This is a genomic window from Rhizobium subbaraonis (assembly GCF_900220975.1).
Classification (GTDB): domain Bacteria; phylum Pseudomonadota; class Alphaproteobacteria; order Rhizobiales; family Rhizobiaceae; genus Mycoplana; species Mycoplana subbaraonis.
Genome location: NZ_OBQD01000010.1, coordinates 224,714 through 242,721 on the forward strand (window position 1 = coordinate 224,714; position 18,008 = coordinate 242,721).

The 18,008-nt window shown below is 64.9% G+C and carries 17 protein-coding genes; 11 read left to right on the forward strand and 6 right to left on the reverse strand.

What is annotated here, in order from left to right; all coding sequences use genetic code 11:
* Window positions 1-4: 4 nt before the first annotated feature.
* The 5 genes from CRO48_RS17135 to ccoS are packed head-to-tail and all read left to right on the forward strand — an operon-like array spanning window position 5 to window position 2,341.
* Window positions 5-178 carry a cbb3-type cytochrome c oxidase subunit 3 gene (locus CRO48_RS17135; protein WP_097141075.1) on the forward strand — a complete coding sequence of 58 codons (174 nt, stop codon included), beginning with the start codon at window positions 5-7 and terminating at the stop codon, window positions 176-178.
* Window positions 169-1,071: a cytochrome-c oxidase, cbb3-type subunit III gene (ccoP, locus tag CRO48_RS17140; protein ID WP_097141076.1), complete on the forward strand. Its 903-nt coding sequence runs from the start codon at window positions 169-171 to the stop codon at window positions 1,069-1,071. The genes CRO48_RS17135 and ccoP overlap by 10 nt, the downstream gene beginning before the upstream one ends.
* Complete coding sequence (locus tag CRO48_RS17145) at window positions 1,068-1,256, forward strand: hypothetical protein (RefSeq protein WP_097141077.1); 189 nt, start codon at window positions 1,068-1,070, stop codon at window positions 1,254-1,256. Before ccoP ends, CRO48_RS17145 begins: the two co-directional genes overlap by 4 nt.
* Window positions 1,257-1,294: 38 nt before the next feature.
* Window positions 1,295-2,083 carry a DUF2189 domain-containing protein gene (locus tag CRO48_RS17150; protein WP_097141078.1) on the forward strand — a complete coding sequence of 263 codons (789 nt, stop codon included), beginning with the start codon at window positions 1,295-1,297 and terminating at the stop codon, window positions 2,081-2,083.
* A 36-nt stretch (window positions 2,084-2,119) separates the two neighbouring features.
* The gene (gene ccoS, locus CRO48_RS17155) at window positions 2,120-2,341 is read left to right on the forward strand and encodes a cbb3-type cytochrome oxidase assembly protein CcoS (protein ID WP_097141079.1); all 222 of its coding nucleotides are present in this window, start codon (window positions 2,120-2,122) and stop codon (window positions 2,339-2,341) included.
* A 99-nt stretch (window positions 2,342-2,440) separates the two neighbouring features.
* On the opposite strand, the gene CRO48_RS17160 is transcribed toward ccoS, so the two are convergent.
* The 3 genes from CRO48_RS17160 to CRO48_RS17170 all read right to left on the reverse strand — a co-directional run bounded on the left by CRO48_RS17160 (window position 2,441) and on the right by CRO48_RS17170 (window position 5,103).
* Window positions 2,441-3,097, reverse strand: a complete 657-nt coding sequence (locus CRO48_RS17160) for a methionine ABC transporter permease (RefSeq protein ID WP_097141080.1) — start codon at window positions 3,095-3,097, stop codon at window positions 2,441-2,443.
* Complete coding sequence (locus CRO48_RS17165) at window positions 3,078-4,157, reverse strand: methionine ABC transporter ATP-binding protein (RefSeq protein ID WP_097141081.1); 1,080 nt, start codon at window positions 4,155-4,157, stop codon at window positions 3,078-3,080. Before CRO48_RS17165 ends, CRO48_RS17160 begins: the two co-directional genes overlap by 20 nt.
* 94 nt (window positions 4,158-4,251) lie before the next feature.
* Window positions 4,252-5,103: a MetQ/NlpA family lipoprotein gene (locus CRO48_RS17170; protein ID WP_097141082.1), complete on the reverse strand. Its 852-nt coding sequence runs from the start codon at window positions 5,101-5,103 to the stop codon at window positions 4,252-4,254.
* A gap of 354 nt (window positions 5,104-5,457) precedes the next feature.
* Here CRO48_RS17170 and CRO48_RS17175 point away from each other — a divergent pair, with 354 nt between their 5' ends.
* The gene (locus CRO48_RS17175) at window positions 5,458-7,260 is read left to right on the forward strand and encodes an ABC transporter ATP-binding protein/permease (RefSeq protein ID WP_097141083.1); all 1,803 of its coding nucleotides are present in this window, start codon (window positions 5,458-5,460) and stop codon (window positions 7,258-7,260) included.
* A gap of 17 nt (window positions 7,261-7,277) precedes the next feature.
* Here CRO48_RS17175 and CRO48_RS17180 read toward each other — a convergent pair whose 3' ends face one another.
* Window positions 7,278-7,739, reverse strand: coding sequence for an Lrp/AsnC family transcriptional regulator (locus CRO48_RS17180; RefSeq protein WP_097141084.1), 462 nt, complete (start codon window positions 7,737-7,739; stop codon window positions 7,278-7,280).
* A gap of 124 nt (window positions 7,740-7,863) precedes the next feature.
* Between CRO48_RS17180 and alr the strand changes: the two genes are divergently transcribed.
* Together alr and CRO48_RS17190 are read left to right on the forward strand one after the other, a co-directional pair.
* Window positions 7,864-8,982: an alanine racemase gene (gene alr / locus CRO48_RS17185; RefSeq protein ID WP_097141085.1), complete on the forward strand. Its 1,119-nt coding sequence runs from the start codon at window positions 7,864-7,866 to the stop codon at window positions 8,980-8,982.
* A 31-nt stretch (window positions 8,983-9,013) separates the two neighbouring features.
* Entirely contained in the window at window positions 9,014-10,264 is a 1,251-nt protein-coding gene (locus CRO48_RS17190) for a D-amino acid dehydrogenase (RefSeq protein ID WP_097141086.1), read from the forward strand.
* Between the two features lie 200 nt (window positions 10,265-10,464).
* Here the strand turns inward: CRO48_RS17190 and CRO48_RS17195 are convergent, their stop codons facing one another.
* Both CRO48_RS17195 and CRO48_RS17200 read right to left on the reverse strand, forming a co-directional pair.
* Window positions 10,465-13,662 (reverse strand): efflux RND transporter permease subunit, encoded by a 3,198-nt coding sequence (locus CRO48_RS17195; RefSeq protein ID WP_097141087.1) that lies wholly within the window; start codon window positions 13,660-13,662, stop codon window positions 10,465-10,467.
* A gap of 3 nt (window positions 13,663-13,665) precedes the next feature.
* The gene (locus CRO48_RS17200; RefSeq protein WP_097141088.1) at window positions 13,666-14,790 is read right to left on the reverse strand and encodes an efflux RND transporter periplasmic adaptor subunit; all 1,125 of its coding nucleotides are present in this window, start codon (window positions 14,788-14,790) and stop codon (window positions 13,666-13,668) included.
* A gap of 307 nt (window positions 14,791-15,097) precedes the next feature.
* Between CRO48_RS17200 and CRO48_RS17205 the strand changes: the two genes are divergently transcribed.
* From CRO48_RS17205 to CRO48_RS17215, 3 genes are all read left to right on the forward strand, one after another.
* Window positions 15,098-15,466, forward strand: a complete 369-nt coding sequence (locus CRO48_RS17205; RefSeq protein ID WP_097141089.1) for a YbaN family protein — start codon at window positions 15,098-15,100, stop codon at window positions 15,464-15,466.
* A gap of 166 nt (window positions 15,467-15,632) precedes the next feature.
* A complete protein-coding gene (lhgO, locus tag CRO48_RS17210) occupies window positions 15,633-16,820 on the forward strand; it encodes an L-2-hydroxyglutarate oxidase (RefSeq protein WP_097141090.1) in 1,188 nt (395 codons plus the stop codon).
* 34 nt (window positions 16,821-16,854) lie between these two features.
* Window positions 16,855-17,988, forward strand: coding sequence for a calcium:proton antiporter (locus CRO48_RS17215; RefSeq protein ID WP_097141091.1), 1,134 nt, complete (start codon window positions 16,855-16,857; stop codon window positions 17,986-17,988).
* Window positions 17,989-18,008 lie beyond the last annotated feature (20 nt).

An 18,008-nucleotide genomic window follows, 5' to 3' on the forward strand; every position in this document is an offset into this window, starting at 1 on the left:
CAGCATGAGCTTCGACCACGACACCGTCACCGGCTTCGCCAAGTCCTTCGGGCTTTTCTACCTCATCGCCATGTCGATCGGCGTCATCATCTATGCCTACTGGCCGGCCAACCGGAAGCAGTTCGACCACGCCGCCCATTCCATCATTTCCGACGACGAGGACCGGCCATGTCCGTAGGCGAACGCGATCCCGTCACCGGCCATATGACGACCGGCCACGAATGGAACGGCATCAAGGAACTGCACACGCCGGTGCCGAAGCCCGTCTGGTTCTTCCTGATCGCCTTCACACTGTTCGGGGTGATATGGGTCTTGCTGATGCCGAGTTTTCCTTATGGCACCGGCTATTTCAAGGGCTGGCTCGGCGTCGACCAGAAACAGACGGTGGCAGAGCGTCTGCAGGAAGGCAGCGCGGATCGCGCCGCCTGGGTCGCACGGATCGACAGCGAGGATTTCGCGACCATCCTGAAGGATGGCGAACTCATGCCGATCGTCCGCGAGACCGGCCACACCCTTTTCGGCGACAACTGTGCCGCCTGCCATGGCATCGGCGGCACCGGCAACAGCGGCTATCCCAACCTCGGGTCCGCCCCCATGCTCTGGGGCGACGATCCGCAGACGATCGCCCAGACGATCGCGGTCGGCATCAACGGCGCCGACCCGCAAACGCGCGTCTCGCAGATGCTGGCATTCGGCCGCGACCAGATGCTGGAGCGCCCGGCGATCCTGCAACTCGTCACCTATGTCCGCTCGCTGTCCGGGCTTGAGGAGAAAACCGCGGAAAACGCCGCCGCCATCGACGCCGGGCGCGAACTCTTCGCCCAGAACTGCGTCTCCTGCCACGGCGAGGACGCCAAGGGCTTGAAGGATGTCGGCGCACCGGACCTGACCGACCGTTTCTGGATCTACGGTTCGGGACGCGAAGCGGTCTATCAGTCGATCTACGGCGGCAGGCAGGGCCACATGCCGAGCTGGGGGCTGCGGCTGTCCCCGCTCGATATCAAGATCCTCACCCTTTACATCATCGACCTGAGGGAGCAGCAGCGTGCAACCGGCGGCAGCGGAACATGAGCGCGCTTCCCATGCGCGCGCGCACCATGGCGATCGCCGTCGTCTGCGCCGGCGCGGCCCTGCTGGCGCTCGCCAATGCCCACCTCGTCTATGTCGCCGTCGTTTCGCAGCCGGACTGCGTGACGCATCTTAAGGGGGTGGCGGAGTCGCCCGGGAGCTATCGTGCTGCCCGCCCTGCCTGCTAGAATAAAACGGCGCCAGCGCGTTGTCGGAGGAAATTCAGATGAGGATGCCTGAAACAGTTCCCCCTCTGCCCAAGGCCGTCGACCGGAACCGCCATCTGCCGGCCGCCCGTGCTCTTACCTGGCTGGCCGAGGGCTGGCGCGACCTCTGGAATATGCCTCTGCCGAGCCTGATCTACGGCGCAGGCGTCGCAGCCGTCTCGATCATCATCGTCGGTGGCCTCTTTGCCTTCGGCTACGACTACGCGCTACTGCCGGCCCTTGCCGGCTTTTTCGTCGTCGGCCCCGTCGCGGCCGCCGGTCTGTACGAAAAGAGCCGCCGGATAGAGGAAAACCTGCCGGTCTCGCTCATCGCGATGCTGCGGCCGAAACCCGGGACCGGCCAGCACGTGCTGTTCGTCGGCGCCGTCCTGTGCGGGCTGATGCTGCTTTGGATGCGCGCCGCCGTCATCCTCTATGCGCTCTTCGTCGGCTGGCAACCGTTCCAGGGCCTCGGCCACATCCTCCCTACCCTGTTCGGCACGCCTGTCGGCTGGGCTCTTCTCGGCCTCGGCACGCTGGTGGGCGCGTTGTTCGCGGCCTTCGCCTTCGCCATCAGCGTCTTCGGCGTGCCAATGGTCGTCGATCGCGACGTGGACGCCTTCACCGCCATGGGCACCAGCATCTCGCTCGCCTGGAACAATCTTCCGGTCATGCTGGCCTGGGGCGCCATCGTGATGCTTTTGACTGCCCTGAGCCTGCTGACGGGCATGCTCGGCTTCGTCATCACCTTTCCGCTCCTCGGCCACGCGACCTGGCATGCCTACCAGGCGATCAAGGATCCCGATTGAGGCCCCGGCGACCGCAGGGCCTGGCAGGAGGCGAAGATGACGGCGTCCTTCTTCTATCTGATCCCGATTTCGCTGCTGCTCGGCACCGGCGGGCTTCTGCTGTTTCTCTGGACGATGCGCAGCGGGCAGTACGAGGATCTGGACGGCGCGGCAGAGCGCATCCTCTACAGCGAGGACGTCCCCGCCGCTTCCAAAGCAAAACAGATTGTGGCCGAGCAAGCCGGCATCGCGGATCGGGCGCCGGGACAGGTGCGGTGATCCGGCTCGTCCAACCAAACCGCTCGTGACGAGGCTTCTCACGCCCCGCCGACGCACGCTCCGGAGAGGCCCCCGGAGCCGGAGCCCCCTATCAAGGCGTCAGTGCTTGTGATCCAGCCGCAGGACAAGCCGGTCGCCCGCCCACTGGATGGCGCAGACGAGCACGATCAGCACGGCGACGACTGCGACCATGACTGTCGTTTCGAAGCGCTGGTAGCCATAGCGGATGGCGAGATCGCCGAGCCCGCCGGCCCCGATCGCACCCGCCATGGCGGATGCGCCGATGAGCGTGATCAGCGTCACGGTGAAGCCTGCGACGAGGCTCGGCAGGGCTTCGGGCACCAGCACCTCGCGCACGATCGTCCAGCGGTTTCCGCCCATCGCGCGCACCGCCTCGATCAAGCCGCGATCGACTTCGCGAAGCGAGACCTCCGCCATGCGGGCATAATAGGGCGTGGCGGCGATCGAAAGCGGAACGATCGCCGCCCACATGCCGATCGACGTGCCGACGATGAAGCGGGTGACCGGGATCAGCGCCACCAGCAGGATGATGAAGGGAACCGAGCGGAAACCGTTGACGATCGCACCGAGAAGACGGTTGATCCAGAGGTTTTCCGCAATGCCGCCCTTGGCCGTCGCCACGAGCGCCAGGCCCAGCGGCAGGCCCGCCACCAGCGAGATGAACCCCGAGGCGACCGTCATGATGACGGTTTCGAAGAACGACCGGATGAAGAGCTCAATCATGACCGGGGACATGGCCCAGGACCTCCACTTTGGCGCCGTGGCGCTCGAGATAGGCGACGGCCCTTGCCGGACCGTCCGATGCAGGCGGAATGCCGAGGAAGAAGCGGGCGACGGACTGCTGCTGGATGTGCTCTACGCCCCCATGGATCAGGCGGAAGCCGCCGGCAAGCGCGCCAGAGAGCCCGGCCAGCAGGACGCCGGCATCGGGTCCAGAGAGATCAACGCCGAGCACCACTTCGCCCACCGGCTCGCTTACAAGCCGCGCTGCCACATGCTGCGGCAAATGCGGGCGGATGCCAGACAGCAGGCTCTGCGTGATCGCCGTGCGCGGGTTGGCGAAGACGGACCAGACCGGCCCCTCCTCCACGATGCGCCCCGCATCGATCACGGCGACGCGGTCGGCGATGCTGCGGATCACCTCCATCTCGTGGGTAATCAACAGGATCGTCAGGCCCAGCTTGGCGTTGATGTCTTTCAGAAGTTCCAGGATCGCCGCGGTCGTCTCCGGGTCGAGCGCCGAGGTGGCCTCGTCCGACAGCAACAGCGCCGGCCCGGCCGCAAGCGCCCGTGCGATGCCGACACGCTGCTTCTGGCCGCCGGAAAGCGCTGACGGATAGCTCCTTGCCTTGCCGGAAAGCCCGACGAGATCGAGCAGTTCGGCGGCACGCGCAAGCCGCTTCTCCGTGCTCCAGCCTTCGATCTTCAGAGGCAGAGCCACGTTTTCCTCGACCGTCTTTGCCGACAGCAGGTTGAAATGCTGGAAGATCATGCCGATGCGCCGGCGCAGCGGCTGAAGCTGCTCTTCGCTCAGGCCGGTGATTTCGCGCCCTTCGATCTTGATCGAACCGCGGTCGGGTCGCTCGAGACCGTTCAGGCAGCGTATCAGGGTCGACTTGCCGGCGCCGCTGCGACCGATCAGACCGAGAATCTCGCCTTTGTGCACCGTCAGCGACACGCCGTCGATGGCCGGCGTGTCGCCAAAGTGGCGGTGGACACCGGACAGGCGGACGACCGCTTCGCGCCGGTTCTCGCCCTGCTCGGCTCCACCGGCTTGCGGGAATGGGGATGTCATGGCAGTTCCTTTCCGCCATCTGCAATGGCGAGGCGGCCTGCAACGCCCAAAGCGCCGCAGGCCGCCTGATGTTCAGGTCCTTGAGGGGAAAAGGTCAATAGGCGACGGTGCCGGTGCCCTTGTAGACGCGGTCGAACTCGGCCCTGACCGTATCGTTCTGGTAGGAGGAAACCAGCGTCTTGACCCACGGCTCGCCCAGATCCGCCTCGCGAACGGCGATGAAGTTGCGGTAGGGATTGTCGGCGATCTTCTCCTGGGCGATGCGGTCTTCGATTGCCAGCCCACTCTTCAGCGCCCAGTCGGTGTTGACGACGGCCGCGTCCAGATCCTCGACGGAGCGGCCGACGATGCCGGCATCGAGCTCCTTGATCACGACGTTCTTCGGGTTCTCGGCCACATCGGCGACGGTCGCCAGAATGCCCGCGCCGTCCCGCAGCTTGATGACGCCCTCGTCCTGCAGGACGAGAAGCGCGCGGCCTTCGTTGGAAGGATCGTTCGGCACGCCGACCACGGCCCCTTCGGGAAGCTCGGCAATGCTCTTGAACTTCTTCGAATAGACGCCGATCGGCCAGACGGCGGTGTATCCCGCCACCTTGATCTTGTAGCCATGCGCCTGGATCTGGTTTTCAAGATAAGGGCCGTGCTGGAAGGCATTGGCGTCGATCTCGCCGCGCTCCAGCGCCTCGTTCGGCTGGGTGTAATCGTTGAAGGTGACGACTTCGACCGTCAGCCCCTTCTTCTCCGCTTCCGCAGCCACGGCGCGCCAGATGTCCTCGTCCTCTCCGCTCATGATGCCGACCTTGACGCTCGTCTTGTCTTCGGCAGCGGCCGGGTGCGGCATCAACGTGGCGGCAAAGGCCGCGACGGAGGCCGCCAGCATGAGGGAAAGACCGGAGCGACGGGTGAACCGGGCGCGCTCGACAAGCTGCAGAACGGAGTTGCTCATGGATGTACCTGCTTTCGATGTTCGGGCGGTGCTTGGGAGGATCGCCGCCAGTTGCAACAACTAAATCGCAAATGCCCAACAATAAGGCAAAGAACGGTCATTTATTAGGCGGAGCCAACGACGAAAAATCCATCCCGTACGGGCCGGCTTTGCGCAATTTTCCACCAAATTGCTCGACTTCATGATGCGGCCCAGCGAAAATTCCCGATCGCCGGCGCGCTCACGCCGCATTTTCGCCCATGACAGAGCGTGTCTCGTGGCGACCTTGCCGTTTTTCCCCGTCGGTGCTCCAGTATCCGCATTGCCGGCCCGGGATGTGCGGGAAGGTGATTCCCGCATAGGAAGGAGCCAGCCATGGCCAACGTTTCCGCCCAGAACGGCACCAACGGTCTGCCTGGGGCAGGCATGAAGAGCGAAGGGCTCTGGTCGCAGTTGATGACGATGCGGCGGATCTACACGCGTTCCCCGGTCTTCCGCACGCTCCTCCTCATTTCCGCCGGCAGCTTTCTGGTCGTCGTGGCCACAGCACTCGGCCAGATCGTGCTCAACCGTTGGAACCAGCCCTTCTACGACGCGATCGAGCGGCGCAACCTCGACGCCTTCTTCTATCAGCTGAAGATCTTTGCGGTGATCGCCGGCGGCATGCTTCTTCTCAACATCCTGCAGCAATGGCTGAACCAGCGTTTCCGGCTGAAGCTGCGCGAGGGGCTGACCCATGACCTGATCTGCGAATGGATGCGGCCGCGCAGGGCGTTTCGCCTTGCAAACGCCGGTGCCATCGGCGTCAATCCGGATCAGCGCATGCAGGAAGACGCCGGCCATCTCGCCGATCTGACCACCGACCTGGCCTTCGGCCTGCTGCAGTCCTCCATCCTGCTCGTCTCCTTCGTCGGCGTGCTGTGGTCACTCTCCGAAGGCTTCATGTTCCAGATCAGCGGACGGACGATCGACATCCCCGGTTACATGGTCTGGGCGGCGATCATCTATGCAGGCTCGGCCTCCCTGCTCAGCTGGCGTGTCGGCCGTCCGCTCATCGAGCTGAACGGCGAGCGCTACAGTCGCGAAGCAGCCCTGCGCTTTACCATGATGCGCGTCAACGAGCATATCGATTCCATCTCGCTCGCCGGCGGCGAGACGGGCGAGCGGCAGAAGCTCGAAAACGACCTCGGCTCGGTTCTGACCGCGCTCCGCAACATCTTCCGCGCCCAGATCAACCTTGCCTGGGTCGTCGACGGCTATGGCTGGGTGACGGTCGTGGCACCGATCCTCGTGGCAGCCCCCGTCTATTTCTCCGGACACATCAGCTTTGGCGGCCTGATGATGGCGGTCGGCGCCTTCAATCAGGTGCACACCTCGCTGCGCTGGTTCGTGGCCAACATCGGCGCGATCACCGACTGGCGCGCGACGCTTCACCGCATCACTTCGTTCCGCAGCGCGCTCATCGCCACCGATGCGCTCAACGACGCGGAAGGCCACATCGAATTCGTGCTGAACGACTCCAACCGGCTGACGCTGGACCGGCTGGACGTCGCCTCGCCCACCGGCCGCACCCGCTTCGACGAGCCGCACATAGAGATCGCTGCCGGCGAGCGCGTCGTCATCACCGGCGAGCCCCGCACCGGCAAGACGCTTCTGTTCCGGGCGCTGGCGGGACTTTGGCCGCTCGGCAGCGGTCGCGTCGGCCTTCCCAAGGGCGAGGCGATCACCTTCCTGCCGCGAACGCCCTACATGCCCCCCGGCCGGCTGCGCGACGTGCTGTCCTATCCTCAGACCGATACCTTCACGGACACCCAGCTGATCGAAGCGCTGGCCCGGGTCGGACTGCAGCGCATGGCGCCGCTGCTCGATAACGAGGCGCGTTGGGACCGCGAACTCAGCGACGACGACGAACGGCTGCTGGCTTTCGCGCGCGCGATCCTGCACAAGCCGCACTGGCTCGTGCTCGACGAGGTGCTGGAGACCATGGACCCGACAACGCTGCGACGCGTCCTGTCGATCCTGGAGACCGAACTGAAAGGGTCCACCGTCGTCAGCCTGGGAAGGGTTCTGCCGGACAACGCACTGTTCTCCCGGGAAATCCGTCTCGTGCGCGAGGCCAAGCCACAGTCCCGCCAGCCGGCAAGACCGGACCGGAGCCTGGAGGGCGCCCAGGCCTAGTGGCCCTGCCGTAGGCGTCAGCGCTGTACGCCCCTCGCCGCCAGCACGTTGCGGATGGAAAAGCTCGAATGGATACGCAGGACGCCCGGCAGCTTGGCGAGGATTTCCTTGTGAATGCGTTCGAATTCACCCGCGCTCTGTACCTCGACCCGCAGCAGGTAGTCGGAGCCGCCCGTCATCAGGTAGCACTCCTGGATTTCCGGGTGGCGCCGGACGGCGTTTTCGAAGCGATTGAGATGCTCCTCCGTCTGTCGCTCCAGCGTGATGTTGATGATGACGGCGATCGGACTGTCACCTTCCGAGCTGCCGATCAGCGCCGTATAGCCGCGAATGACACCGGTCTGCTCCAGCAGGCTGATGCGCCTGAGGCATGCCGAAGGCGACAGCCCGACCTCCTCGGAGAGCTTGGCATTGGTGATGCGCGCGTTCAGCCGCAGCAGGCGAATGATGTTGCGGTCGATGGCATCCAGGCCCTTCATACAGAATCTTTCATTTTTTCGCAGAAAATTTCGCAATCCTAGGATCTATCAAATATCAGAGCACAAATTCGAAGAAAAGCGCTCGATTCTTTCATTAGCCTGATCCTGCATCGAGGGATCGGCCATGAACACGCATACCTACGAGATTTCCAGCCGTGACGGCGCTTCGGGATACCTGACGATCGACCTGCGCGCGATCGAGCACAACTACCGCCTCCTGCAGCAGCGCACGTCCCCCGTTCCCGTGGCAGCCGTGGTCAAGGCCGACGCCTATGGCCTGGACGCCGGCCGCGTTGCTCCTGTTCTTTACGATGCCGGTTGCCGCGATTTCTTCGTCGCCCATTTCGGCGAGGCTGTCCGCCTGAAGACGTTCGTCGAGCCGGATGCGAGGATTTTCGTGCTGAACGGGCTGCAGCCGGGCGCCGAAGGCCGATGCGCCGATCTCGGCATCATTCCCGTGCTCAATTCGCTTGAGCAGCTTGAGAACTGGTCGCGGACGGCGGTCTCGCGCGGCGACGCACTGCCCGCCGTCCTTCAGGTCGACAGCGGCATGTCGCGCCTGGGACTGCCGCCGGAAGAGAGCGCGACCCTTGCTGGCGACCATGCGCTTCTAGAGGGCGTTGATCTTCTCTACCTCATGAGCCATCTGGCAAGCGCCGACGAGAATGCCAGCCAGCAGAATGGCGAGCAGCTCGCAGCCCTGCGCCATGCGGCCGCGCTCTTCCCGGAGCTTCCGCTCTGCTTTGCAAATTCGGGCGGCATCTTCCTGGGGAGGGATTTCCAAGGCGCGCTCGCCCGCCCCGGCATCGCGCTCTACGGCGGCTTGCCGACGGACGTGCCCGGCATCGCAGTGAAGCCCGTCGCAAGGCTCGACGTCCGGGTGGTGCAGACGCGCACCGTACCCGCAGGCAGCCGCGTCGGCTACGGCGGCGCGCATGTGACGCGGACGGAAACGCGCCTGGCGACCATCGCCGCCGGATATGCCGATGGCCTGCCGCGCAGCCTGAGTGATCGCGGCGCGGCCTATTACGGCGGCGTTCGCCTGCCGATCGTCGGCCGTGTCTCGATGGACAGCATGACCATCGACATCAGCGCCCTGCCGCCGGGCACGCTGAAACTCGGCAGCCTGGTGGAGATGATCGGCCCGCATCAGCCGCTGGAGGCGATCGCAGCGGACGCCTGCACCATTTCCTACGAAATCCTGACGTCGCTGGGCAACCGCTATCATCGCGAGTACCGCTGAACGTCAAGGCAAGAGCAATCGAGGGGCAATCATGAAAATCACCATTCTGGGCGCCGGCGTCGTCGGCGTGACGTCGGCCTATTATCTCGCCAGGCAGGGCCACGAGGTCACCGTGCTCGACCGGCAGCCCGGCCCGGCGCTGGAGACGAGCTTCGCCAATGCCGGCGAGATTTCGCCCGGATACGCCTCGCCCTGGGCGGCACCCGGCATACCGCAGAAGGCGGTCAAGTGGCTTTTCATGAAGCATGCGCCGCTGATCATCCGGCCGATGGCAGACGCCGCCACCTGGCGCTGGATGATGGCAATGCTCGCCAATTGCACGAGCGCCCGCTACGCCACCAACAAGGGCCGCATGGTGCGCCTGGCCGAATACAGCCGCGACTGCCTGATCGCGCTGCGCGAGGAAACCGGCATTTCCTACGACCATCGCACGCAGGGCACCCTCCAGCTGTTCCGCACGCAGAAGCAGCTCGACGGCATCGGCAAGGATGTGGAGGTGCTGCGCGCCGACGGCGTCCCCTTCGAGGTGCTCGATCCCGCCGGCTGCATTGCCGCCGAACCGGCACTGGCGCGCGTGCGGGAAAAGATCGTCGGCGGTCTGCGCCTGCCCAACGACGAGACCGGTGACTGCTTCAAGTTCACCAACATCCTGCAGAGCCACGCCGAGGCGCTTGGAGTGCGCTTTCGGTTCGGCGTCGACATCCGCGGCCTGAAGCACCTCGGGGACCGTGTCACGGGCGTGATGACCTCCGATGCCTTCATCGAAGCCGACATGTTCGTCGCGGCACTGGGCAGCTACACGCCCGCCCTGTTGAAGCCGCTCGGCCTGGTCGCGCCGATCTATCCGGTGAAGGGGTATTCGATCACCGTGCCGATCGTCGATGACAGCCGCGCCCCTGTCTCCACCATCATGGACGAGACCTACAAGATCGCCATCACGCGACTCGGCGACCGCATCCGCGTCGGCGGAATGGCGGAAATTGCGGGTTTCAGCAACGATTTGCCGCCGGCGCGCCGCGCCACGCTCGAGCATTCCGTCGAGGACCTCTTCGGCGGCGCGGGCGACCAGTCGAAGGCGACCTTCTGGTCGGGCCTTCGTCCGATGACCCCGGACGGAACGCCGATCATCGGGGCGACGAGGTTCAAGAACCTCTACGTGAATTCGGGGCACGGCACGCTCGGCTGGACCATGGCCTGCGGCTCGGGACGCGTACTGGCCGATCTCGTCAGCGGAAGGGCGCCGGAGATCGAAACCGCCGACCTCGGCCTCGGCCGCTACTGAGGCGAACCGGGTAAAAGCACGAAGCGGTTCTGCGTCAGGAATTGGGAGAAAGGGATAGAGCGCTGCCGGTGGTGGCTGTGGCCACACGGCCCCAGCGGAGATACTCAAGTTCGCGGTCGTCGGGGCCGCGCAACATCGCATCGGCCGATCCGCCGCCGTCGTCGGATCGGTCGCATCCGCTGTGTGCCATCGCCGCGGTTCTACTGTGCTGCCTTGTCATGCTCCGCAGGCGTCGTCGCCGGCGGGCTGGCGGCTTCCGGCGCAGGGCCACCCCCGCCGATACCCGCGACCCGGTGCGCCCGCTCGCGCAGCCACTGGAACGTGACGTACAGAGCCGGGATCAGGAAGATGCCGGCGAGCGAGGCGGCCAGCATGCCACCCGCGACCCCGGTGCCCACGGCCCGGCGGCTGAGCATGCCCGCTCCCTGCGCCGTCACCAGCGGAACCAGGCCGACGATGAAGGCAAAGCTCGTCATCATGACGGCGCGGAAGCGGGTGCGCGCGCCGTCGATTGCCGCGTCGACGATGCTCTCCCCCCTCTCACGCCGGAATTTCGCGAATTCCACGATCAGGATTGCGTTCTTCGAGGCGAGCGCGATCAACACCACAAGGCCGATCTGCGCATAGATGTCGAAGGACAGGCCGGCGACCAGGATGGAGACCAGCGCCCCGACCACGCCGACGATGACCGAAAGCAGGACAGGAATCGGGATCGTCCAGCTCTCGTATAGGGCAACGAGAAAGAGATAGGCAAACAGCACGGCAAGGGCGAGGATCGTCGTTGTCTTGCCTGCCGCCTCCAGCTCCTGCAGCGCCGTGCCCGTCCATTCGTAGCTGTAGCCCGGCGGCAGCGTCGCGGCCGAAACGGCCTCCATGGCTTGCAGCGCCTGACCGGAGGAGACGCCCGGCGCGGGCTGCCCGTTCAGCGTTATCGAGCGATAGTTGTTGTAGCGCACGATGGATTGCGGCCCGACGATGTAGCGGACGCTTGCGACGGATGCCACCGGCACCATCTGGCCCTGTGCATTGCGGACATGCAGCCGCGAAATGTCGGCGACCGACCGCCGATCGGCCTGTGCGGCCTGCATCGTCACGCGCCAGCTTCGGCCATAGAGGTTGAAGTCGTTGATGTAGAACGAGCCGAGCGTGCCCTGCAGCGTGGCGAACAGGTCACTGACCGACACGCCGAGCGCCTGCAGCCTGTCGCGATCGAGATCCAGATAGAGCTGCGGCGAACTGGCCGAATAGGTGGTGAAGGTCGGTCCGAGCAGCGGGTTCTGGTTGGCGGCGATGATGAGGCCGCGCGCGGTTTCGGCAAGCTCCGCCGGCGAGCGCCCCTGCAGGTCGAGCAACTGGTACTCGAAGCCCGACCCGGTTCCCAGTCCCATGATCGGCGGCAGGTTGAATGCGAAAATCTGCGCCTCGCGGATCGCCGCTCCCTTCGCCATCGCGGTCGCGACGGCCGCGTCGACGGAAGCCGCAGCGGTCGTCCGGTCGGCAAAAGGCTTCATCGTCACCACGGCAAATCCGCTGCTCGACTTCGCAAGCCCGTCGAGGAAGCTGTAGCCGGTGACGGTGATGACGTTGGCGACCCCCTCGATCTCGCCGAGCATGGCCTCGACCCGCTTCACCACCGCATCCGTGCGGTTGAACGAGGCGCCTTCCGGCAGGCGGATTTCGGTGAAGAACGCCCCCTGGTCCTCCGCCGGCAGGAAGCCGGTCGGCACGATGCGGAACAACCAGCCGGCAGCGCCTGCGGCGACCGCGAGCAGCACCAGCCCGATCACGACCCGCCGGGCGAGATGGCCGGCGACGAAGGCATAGCCGTCGCGTCCCTTATCGATGCCGCGCGAAATAAAGCCGAGGACGCCCCGCTTCGGCCCGTGATGCGGCTTCAGCAGGATCGCGCAGAGCGCCGGGCTGAGCGTAAGCGCATTGATCGCCGACAGCACCATGGACACGGATACGGCGACGGCGAACTGCTGGAACAGTTGCCCGCTCAATCCCGGGATGAACGCGACGGGGACGAACACCGACAGCAGAACGAGCGTGATGGCGACGATCGCGCCGGTGATTTCCCCCATTGCGAGCCGTGCGGCCTCGGCCGCCTGCATCCCGGGGTTTTCCTCCATCACCCGTTCGACGTTCTCCACCACCACAATCGCATCGTCCACGACAATGCCGATCGCCAGCACGAGCGCCAGCAGCGAGACGGTGTTGAGCGAGAACCCCAGCGCAAGGATGATCGCGAAGGTGCCGATCAGCGCGACAGGAACGGCGATCAGCGGGATGAGGGCAGCCCGCCAGTTTCCAAGAAACAGGAAGACGACGATTATGACGAGCACGAATGCCTCGATCAGCGTGTGCTCGACATTCTCGACGCTGGCCTCGACGAATTGCGCGGTGTCGTAGGCGACCTGGTATTTCAGTCCTTCGGGAAAGCCTTTGGAGAGCCGCTCCATCGCCTCGTTGACGCCGCGCGCGGCAGCCAGCGCGTTGGCGCCCGGCGCCTGGTAGGTGCCGATCATGGCAACCGGTCGGCCGTTGAAACGCGCGGTCGAATCGGAACTGGCTGCCCCGAGCTCCACCCGCGCCACGTCACGCACCCGCACGAAGGAACCATCAGGCTCGGCGCGGAGCACGATGTCTTCGAACTGCGAGGGATCGCTCAGGCGCCCCTGCGTCTGAAGGTTCAGCTGGAACAGGGGATCGTCCGTCATCGGCTGCGCGCCGATGCGCCCGATCGCAGCCTGTACGTTCTGCGCGCGCAGCGCGTTGACCACGTCCGTGGGTGTCAGCTTCAGGCTCGTCATGCGGTCGACGTTCAACACGATCCGCATGGAATAGTCCTGAGCGCCGAACAGCGACGCGTCGCCCACGCCGGGCACACGCTTGATCGTATCGAGCAGGTTGATGGTGGCGTAGTTCGACAGGAACAGGTTGTCGAAGTCCTTGCCTTCCTCGCCGTAGATGGTGATCACCTGCATCAGCGCCGACGACTTCTTGCGCACGCTGACACCGGATTGCTTGACCTCCGAAGGCAGCCCCGCCTCGGCGAGCGACACGCGGTTCTGCACGTTCACGGTGGCGATGTCGGGATCCGTACCGACGGCGAAGGTGACGGTCAGGTTGTAGGAACCGTCCGCGCCGCTGGTGGACTTCATGTAGAGCATGTTGTCGACGCCGACGACCTTGCTCTCGATCGGCTGGGCCACGGTCGCCTCGACGACGTCGGCGCCGGCACCGGAGTAGCTGGCGCTGACGCTGACCTGCGGCGGAACGATATCCGGAAACTGCGCCACGGGCAGTTGCGTCATCGCGATCAGTCCCGCCAGCGTCAGGACAATGGAGATGACAGCGGCGAAACGCGGGCGATCGATGAAGATTTCCGAAATCATCGATCAGCCACCTGCCGCAGGAGCGACGGCAGCGTCGACGACGATGCCCGGCCGCACCTTGCCGATGCCGTCGGTGACGACCGCTTCCCCGTCCTTCAGGCCGGAGGCGACGACGGAAAAGCCGCGCGAGGAACGGGAGATGTCGACCCGGCGAAGCTCCACCTTGGAATCGGCGCCGACAACCATGACGAAGGCGCCCTGCTGATCCCGCTGCACGGCCTCCTGGGGAATGGCGAGCACGTCCTGCGCGTTGGACTGCTCCAGTTCGACGCGCACCAGCGATCCGTCGAGCAGCAGCCCGTCGGGATTGGGGAATTGCGCCCGGACCGTAACGGTATCCGTGCCCTGCGTGACATTGCTGGAGACGAAATTGATAGTGCCCTTGGAGGGGTATTCCACGCCGTTGGGCAGGATGATGCGGACATTGGCGCCCGGCGAAATCTCGCCGCTGCGCACCTGCTCCTGATAGGTCAGGTACATGGCGGTCGCGACAGAGAATTCGGCATAGATGGGATCGAGGCGCGTCAGCGTCGTCAGTGCGCCGCTGTCCGGCCCGACGAGCGCGCCGACGTCGACGGCGGTCAAGCCCACGATGCCGTCGAACGGTGCGGTGATCCTGGTGTAGGACAGGTTCAGCTCGGCCTGTGCCTTGCTGCCGTTCAACCGGACGAGATCCGCCTCGGACTTCTTCACCTGAGCGTTGGCGATGTCCACCTGGGACTGCGGCACCGTGTTGCTGGCAAGCAGCCGGTTGGAGCGGTCGCGCTCGATGATCGCCAGATCGCGCTGCGCCTCCGCAGACTGTATCGAGCCGACAATCTCCTGGAGGGCCGCCTGATAGGCGCCGTCCTCGACGCTGTAGAGCAGCGTGCCGGCCTTCACCTTCTGCCCTTCCTGGAAATCCACCGATTCGAGGAAGCCGGACACGCGCGCGCGGATATCGACCCGCTGGATCGCGACCAGTCGCCCCGTCAGGTCAACGCTTTCGCGCAGGTCCATGATCTTGGCCGGAACGACCACGACGGCGGGTGGCGGCGGCGCCTCCTGCGCCCTTGCTGCCCCTGCAGGCAGAAGGCCGGCCAAAGCGCAAGACAATATGACTGCTACCAGAGGCCCCATAATCCGCATGCAATGTCCCCGCCCATCCCGCAGATACAGAAAGGTTCCTTATAGGCACCACGAGAAAGAGTAGTCGTGAACAAATCGATTGGGAAGACGTCTTGCCCAGCCACCACGCGCAAAACCTCAACTGCGCCACAACCAGCCAGAAAACCGCGATCATGCTTAAGACACGCTGAACGGTCACCCTCCACCGGCGCTTGCGACACGGGAGCGATGGAAATGCCGGGCGGGACCGGCCATGAGACGACTGTCTGCAACGGTGCGGCCATGCTATCAACGGCCCGCCTCCCATACTCCACCTGGCCGGATGCCGATGAAACTGCCGCTTCGAATACTCTGTCTTTGCCTGGGCTGGCTGATGGTCGCGCTGGGCGTCGTCGGCATCTTCCTGCCGCTGCTGCCCACAACGCCGTTTCTGCTTGTGGCGGCCGCGCTTTTCGCGCGTTCCTCGCCGCGTTTCGAGACATGGCTGGTAAATCACCCGCAACTGGGCCCGCCGCTTCGCCGCTGGCGCGAGAACGGCGCCATTGCGCCGCGCGCGAAAGCCACAGCGATTGCGATGATCGCCACGAGCTATGCAGCCTTCGTGCTTTTCAGCGGCCCGAGCACCCAGACCGCCGCCATGGTGGCCCTCGTCATGGCCGGCCCTGCGCTCTTCATCCTGACCCGGCCGGGCGGCTGAGCATCCGGTTGGCCCCGCCTACCTCACGCTTGGTAGGGGCGTACCGCCGATCATCCGAACGTCTCCGGCTTCTTTGCCGTCTCCCCTCTCCCGCAAGCCCCTGTTTCGGCTATCTTGGTTGCGGAAGCGTCCGGCTGCGATTCCGTGAAGGGAGAAGCGTTCTAAAATGCTCTACGACTATTGCGTCATCGGCGGAGGGATCGTCGGGCTTGCCACGGCGATGCAGCTTCTGGAGGCCCGGCCCGGCGCGAGCCTCGTCCTCATCGAAAAGGAAGACGCGCTCGGCCTGCACCAGACCGGGCACAACAGCGGCGTCATCCACGCCGGCATCTACTATCCGCCCGGCAGCCTGAAAGCGGAGCTTTGCCGCAAGGGTGCGCAGGCGACGAAGGACTTCTGCGCCGAGCACGGCATCGCCTTCGAAGTCTGCGGCAAGCTTCTGGTCGCGACCAATCCTCTGGAGGCGAAACGCATGGAGGCGCTTCTGGAGCGTTCGCAAAGCAATGCGATCGAGGTGCACCGGATCAGCGAGGGCGAGCTGCGCGAGCGGGAACCCAACATCGCCGGCCTCGGCGCCCTGTTCGTGCCGTCCACCGGCATCGTCAGCTATGCCGAGGTCTGCCAGGCGATGGGCCGGATCATAGCAGCCCGGGGCGGCGAAATCCGGCTCGGCACCCGCGTCAAGGCGATCAGGGAAATGGCGGACGCCGTGTCGGTCTCCGCCGACTGCGAAAGCTGGCAGGCACGCAAGCTGATCGCCTGCGCAGGCCTGCAGTCGGACCGGCTCGCCCGGCTCGCCGGGGTTGCGATCGAACACCGCATCGTTCCCTTCCGCGGAGAGTACTATCGCCTGCCCGATCACAAGAGCGGTATCGTGCGCCACCTGATCTATCCAATCCCCGACCCGAACCTCCCCTTTCTCGGCATCCACCTCACGCGGATGATCGACGGCAGCGTCACCGTCGGCCCGAATGCAGTGCTTGGGTTTGCGCGGGAAGGCTACGGCCACCTTTCCTTCTCCCCCGGCGACATTGCCGACTACGCCATGTTCCCGGGTTTCTGGAAAACCCTGCTCGGCAACAGGAAATCGGCCTTCGTCGAGATGCGCAATTCGCTGTGGAAGCCAGGTTATCTGGAGGAATGCCGGAAATACTGCCCCGGGTTGGAGCTTGCGGACCTGCTGCCGCACCGGGCCGGTATCCGCGCCCAGGCCGTCAGGCGCGACGGCACGCTGGTGCACGACTTCCTTTTTGCGGCCACCGACCGCATGCTGCACGTCTGCAACGCACCGTCGCCAGCAGCCACTTCCGCCATTCCGATCGCAGACATGATTGTGGAACGGGTTTTGCAGTAAGTCCTGGTAGCTGATTTCGGCCGGATAGACCTCCATGCAACACGATACCAAGCCGCAGAAATCGACGCTGGCGCTTTTCGCCCGCGAGGAACGCCTCCTGCCGGTCAGCCTTTTCGCTGCCGCAGCCTTCTATGCCTATGGCGACACGTTCGCAGCCTGCCTTTCCCATCCCGTCGGTCTCGCACTGGTTTTCGCCGCACTGTTCGCGATCATCCTGGGATCGGTCCTGTCCGTCGTCAGGCATGCGGACGAACTGGCCGATCGCCTGGGAGAACCCTTCGGCACGCTGATACTGACGCTGACGATCACCACGATCGAGGTCGTGGCGATCTCGGCCGTGATGTTCCACGGCGACAACAACTCGACGCTGGTCCGCGACACGCTGTTCGCCGTCATCATGATCATCCTGAACGGCATGGTCGGGCTGTCGCTGCTGCTCGGCGCCTGGCGGCGCCCCGAACAACGCCACAACCTGCAGGGCGCCAACGCCTATCTCGGGCTTATCGTCCCGCTGGCGACGCTCAGCCTCGTCCTGCCGGAGTTCCAGCCCGCCGCATACGGCCCGGCCATTTCCTCGCTGCACCAGACGGTGCTCGTGTTCATGTCCATAGTGCTATACGGCACGTTCCTGCTGCTGCAGACGGGACGGCACAGGGTCTATTTCACGCAGCGTAACAGCCGCGAGGACCACGGCCCGCAGCACGCCCCGTCCGCATACCCCTTACTCGTCCACGTGATGCTGCTGTTTGCCTACATGGCACCGGTCGTCTACCTGGTCGATCATCTGGCAAAACCCATCGACTACCTCGTCGAGACGATACGCGCGCCGGCAGCGCTTGGCGGCGTCATCATGGCCGTACTGGTCGCAACGCCGGAAGCCATCAGCGCCGTGCGCGCCGCCATCGCCGACCGGCTGCAGCGGGCGGTCAACATCTTCCTGGGGTCGGTGCTTTCCACCATTGGCCTGACAGTTCCCGTCATGCTGGCGATCAGCCATCTCACCGGCCACACGATCACCCTCGGCCTTGGCCGTTCGGAAATGGTCATGCTGATCCTGACGCTCGCCGTCAGCATGATCACCTTCGCCAGCGGGCGCACGAACCTGATGCAAGGGTCGGTGCACCTCACACTGTTCATCACCTATCTTTTGCTCATCCTGGAAGGATAGCGCCGCTGTCACCACGGCAG

Excerpts from the sequence above, each read along its gene's own strand:
- CRO48_RS17135 (WP_097141075.1), top strand. The coding sequence starts at position 5 with ATGAGCTTCGACCACGACACCGTCACCGGCTTCGCCAAGTCCTTCGGG.
- ccoP (WP_097141076.1), top strand. The coding sequence starts at position 169 with ATGTCCGTAGGCGAACGCGATCCCGTCACCGGCCATATGACGACCGGC.
- CRO48_RS17145 (WP_097141077.1), top strand. The coding sequence starts at position 1,068 with ATGAGCGCGCTTCCCATGCGCGCGCGCACCATGGCGATCGCCGTCGTC.
- CRO48_RS17150 (WP_097141078.1), top strand. The coding sequence starts at position 1,295 with ATGAGGATGCCTGAAACAGTTCCCCCTCTGCCCAAGGCCGTCGACCGG.
- ccoS (WP_097141079.1), top strand. The coding sequence starts at position 2,120 with ATGACGGCGTCCTTCTTCTATCTGATCCCGATTTCGCTGCTGCTCGGC.
- CRO48_RS17160 (WP_097141080.1), bottom strand. The coding sequence starts at position 3,097 with ATGTCCCCGGTCATGATTGAGCTCTTCATCCGGTCGTTCTTCGAAACC.
- CRO48_RS17165 (WP_097141081.1), bottom strand. The coding sequence starts at position 4,157 with ATGACATCCCCATTCCCGCAAGCCGGTGGAGCCGAGCAGGGCGAGAAC.
- CRO48_RS17170 (WP_097141082.1), bottom strand. The coding sequence starts at position 5,103 with ATGAGCAACTCCGTTCTGCAGCTTGTCGAGCGCGCCCGGTTCACCCGT.
- CRO48_RS17175 (WP_097141083.1), top strand. The coding sequence starts at position 5,458 with ATGGCCAACGTTTCCGCCCAGAACGGCACCAACGGTCTGCCTGGGGCA.
- CRO48_RS17180 (WP_097141084.1), bottom strand. The coding sequence starts at position 7,739 with ATGAAGGGCCTGGATGCCATCGACCGCAACATCATTCGCCTGCTGCGG.
- alr (WP_097141085.1), top strand. The coding sequence starts at position 7,864 with ATGAACACGCATACCTACGAGATTTCCAGCCGTGACGGCGCTTCGGGA.
- CRO48_RS17190 (WP_097141086.1), top strand. The coding sequence starts at position 9,014 with ATGAAAATCACCATTCTGGGCGCCGGCGTCGTCGGCGTGACGTCGGCC.
- CRO48_RS17195 (WP_097141087.1), bottom strand. The coding sequence starts at position 13,662 with ATGATTTCGGAAATCTTCATCGATCGCCCGCGTTTCGCCGCTGTCATC.
- CRO48_RS17200 (WP_097141088.1), bottom strand. The coding sequence starts at position 14,790 with ATGCGGATTATGGGGCCTCTGGTAGCAGTCATATTGTCTTGCGCTTTG.
- CRO48_RS17205 (WP_097141089.1), top strand. The coding sequence starts at position 15,098 with ATGAAACTGCCGCTTCGAATACTCTGTCTTTGCCTGGGCTGGCTGATG.
- lhgO (WP_097141090.1), top strand. The coding sequence starts at position 15,633 with ATGCTCTACGACTATTGCGTCATCGGCGGAGGGATCGTCGGGCTTGCC.
- CRO48_RS17215 (WP_097141091.1), top strand. The coding sequence starts at position 16,855 with ATGCAACACGATACCAAGCCGCAGAAATCGACGCTGGCGCTTTTCGCC.